The organism is Actinoplanes sp. NPDC048791 (assembly GCF_040650095.1).
GTDB lineage: Bacteria > Actinomycetota > Actinomycetes > Mycobacteriales > Micromonosporaceae > Actinoplanes.
The window spans coordinates 1-2,660 of record NZ_JBEZGQ010001089.1 but is presented as its reverse complement, the minus strand read 5'-3'; the positions used below and the strand labels follow the sequence as shown (position 1 = coordinate 2,660).

4 protein-coding genes are annotated in these 2,660 nt (G+C 69.7%); all 4 read left to right on the top strand.

The genetic code is table 11. The features are described from left to right. A partial coding sequence (locus AB0C29_RS42580; protein ID WP_360833231.1) for a lysine 5,6-aminomutase subunit alpha TIM-barrel domain-containing protein occupies positions 1-1,415 on the top strand: 1,415 nt, incomplete at its 5' end. Beyond that, positions 1,412-2,146, top strand: a complete 735-nt coding sequence (locus AB0C29_RS42575; protein ID WP_360833229.1) for an OAM dimerization domain-containing protein — start codon at positions 1,412-1,414, stop codon at positions 2,144-2,146. The genes AB0C29_RS42580 and AB0C29_RS42575, both read left to right, overlap by 4 nt. After that, positions 2,143-2,508: a hotdog domain-containing protein gene (locus AB0C29_RS42570; protein ID WP_360833227.1), complete on the top strand. Its 366-nt coding sequence runs from the start codon at positions 2,143-2,145 to the stop codon at positions 2,506-2,508. The genes AB0C29_RS42575 and AB0C29_RS42570 overlap by 4 nt, the downstream gene beginning before the upstream one ends. After that, a partial coding sequence (locus AB0C29_RS42565) for a glutamate mutase L (protein ID WP_360833233.1) occupies positions 2,505-2,660 on the top strand: 156 nt, incomplete at its 3' end. The genes AB0C29_RS42570 and AB0C29_RS42565, both read left to right, overlap by 4 nt.

Here is a 2,660-nt window from a genome sequence, read left to right as displayed (position 1 = left end):
GGGCGGATTCCGACGGCAGTCCGTGGGAGAACCGGCTGGTCGACGCGGGCCGCGCCGATGTGGGCCTGGGTCACGGGGTGGCGTTGCCGGTGTTCCACGCCCTGAAGGCGCAGGGCGTGGACGATGTCACGGTGCTGGCGCAGAAGGCCGCGGCGGGGGCGGTGACTTTCGCCGTACCGGAGAAGAAGGCCGAGGTGGCGGCGGCCCGGCGGGCCGCGCGGCGGGCGACCGACGCGGGCCTGAAGGTGGTGGACCGGCGCCGGGCCGAGCGGGACCGGCTGATCAAGCGGTACGGCGATCCGAAGCAGCGGCCGTGGATCTATCTGATCGTGGCGACCGGGGACATCTACGAGGACATCCCGCAGGCGCAGGCGGCGGCGCGGGCCGGCGCGGACGTGATCGCGGTGATCCGCTCGACGGGGCAGTCGCTGCTGGACTATGTGCCGGAGGGGGCGACCCGGGAGGGTTTCGCGGGCACGTATGCGACGCAGGAGAACTTCCGGCTGATGCGGGCGGCGCTGGACGAGACGTCGAAGGAGCTGGGCCGGTACGTGCGGCTGACGAACTACGCGTCGGGGTTGTGCATGCCGGAGATCGCGGCGCTGGCGGGCATGGAGCGCCTGGACATGATGCTCAACGACTCGATGTACGGGATCCTGTTCCGCGACATCAACCCGATCCGCACGTTCGTGGATCAGCGGTTCTCGCGGCAGGTGCACGCCCGGGCCGGGATCATCATCAACACCGGTGAGGACAACTACCTGACCACGGCGGACGCGGTCGAGGCGGCGCACACGGTGACGGTGTCGCAGCTGCTCAATGAGTTCTTCGCGCACGAGGCGGGGCTGGCGGACTGGCAGCTGGGGCTGGGGCACGCGTTCGAGATCAACCCGGAGCTGCCGGAGTCGTTCCGGCTCGAACTGGCGCACGCGTTGCTGGCGCGGGAGTTGTTCCCGGACGCGCCGCTGAAGTGGATGCCGCCGACCAAGCACATGACCGGGGACGTGTTCCGGGGGAATCTGCTGGACGGGTTCTTCAACCTGGTGGGTGCGCTGACCGGGCAGGGGATCCTGCTGGTGGGGATGATGACCGAGGCGGTGGTGACGCCGTGGCTGTCCGACCGTGACATCGCCCTGCAGAACGTGCGGTACGTGCTGAACGGGGCCGGCAACCTGCACGAGGATTTCGTGCCGGCGCCGGGCGGGTTCATCCAGTCGCGGGCGCACGCGGTGCTGGGTGAGGCGATCGAGCTGCTCGAGCGGATCGTCGACGACACGATGCTGACGGCGATCGCCGACGGCACGTTCGGGATCATGAAGCGGCCGGCGGACCGCGGCAAGGGCCTGGACGGGGTCGCCAAGCATGAGGACGGCTACTACAACCCGGTGACTCTCGAGCTGGAGGGCGTCGCGTGAGCATCGTGCGGCCCTACGGGGACACCACCGGGGACGGGATGGTGCAGCTGTCGTTCACGCTGCCGGTCCCGCACGACAAGCGGGCCGAGGGCGCCGCGGTGCAGCTGGCCAACAAGATGGGCATGGACCCGGCGTTGCTGGTGCACGCCAAGCCGATGGGTGACGGGTTCACGTTCTTCGTGGTCTACGGGCGGGTGAGTCATCTCGTCGACACCGACAAGGTGCAGGTCGTCGAGCGGGACTTCCCGTTGCTGAGCGCGAAGGAGGTGAACGCGGTGATCAAGCGCAAGCTGCGGCGGCGGCTGAACGTGGTCGGCGCGTGCATCGGCACCGACGCGCACACGGTGGGCATCGACGCGATCCTCAACGTCAAGGGCATCGCGGGGGAGAAGGGCCTGGAGTACTACCGTGAGCTGGCGGTGACGAACATGGGTGCGCAGGTGTCGGTGCCGGAGCTGGTCGAGGAGGCCCGGGCCCGTAAGGCCGACGCGGTGCTGGTGTCGCAGGTGGTGACCCAGCGCGATGCGCATCTGCAGAACACGCGGGCGATGACGGCGGCGTTCCGGGAGGCGATGCCGGCCGGCAAGCGGCCGTTGCTGATCGTGGGCGGGCCCCGGTTCGACGAACTCATGGCGGGCGAGCTGGGCGTGGACCGGATCTTCGGCCGGGGTACGACACCACGCGAGGTCGCCTCGTACCTCGTACACGCACTGGTGGGGAGCAACTCTTGATCACCGTGACGCATCGCCGGTACGTGCCGTACGCGCACGCCCACTACGCAGGGAACCTGGTCGACGGGGCGTACTCGCTGGGTTTGTTCGGTGATGTCGCCACCGAGGTGTGCATCCGGCTCGACGGCGACGAGGGGCTGTTCGCCTCGTACTCCGACGTGCAGTTCACCGCACCCGTGCAGGCCGGTGACGTGCTGGAGGTGACCGCGACGGTGACGCGGATGGGCACCCGGTCGCGGACGATCGAGTTCCGGTCGGTGGTGGTGTGCCGGGGCACGGGCGGGTCGGCGGCGGCGGTGCTGGCCGAACCGATCGTCGCGGTGACCGCCACGGGCACGGTGGTCGTGCCGGGCAAGGGATGACCTTCGCGGTCTGTGTCGACGTCGGGTCCACGTACACGAAAGCCTGTCTGGTCGATCTTGACGACGGCCGGCTGGTCCGGCGCGCGGAGGTGCCGACGACGGCCGCCTCGGATGTGCTGACCGGTCTGGACGCCGCCGTCGCCGCCGTGGGC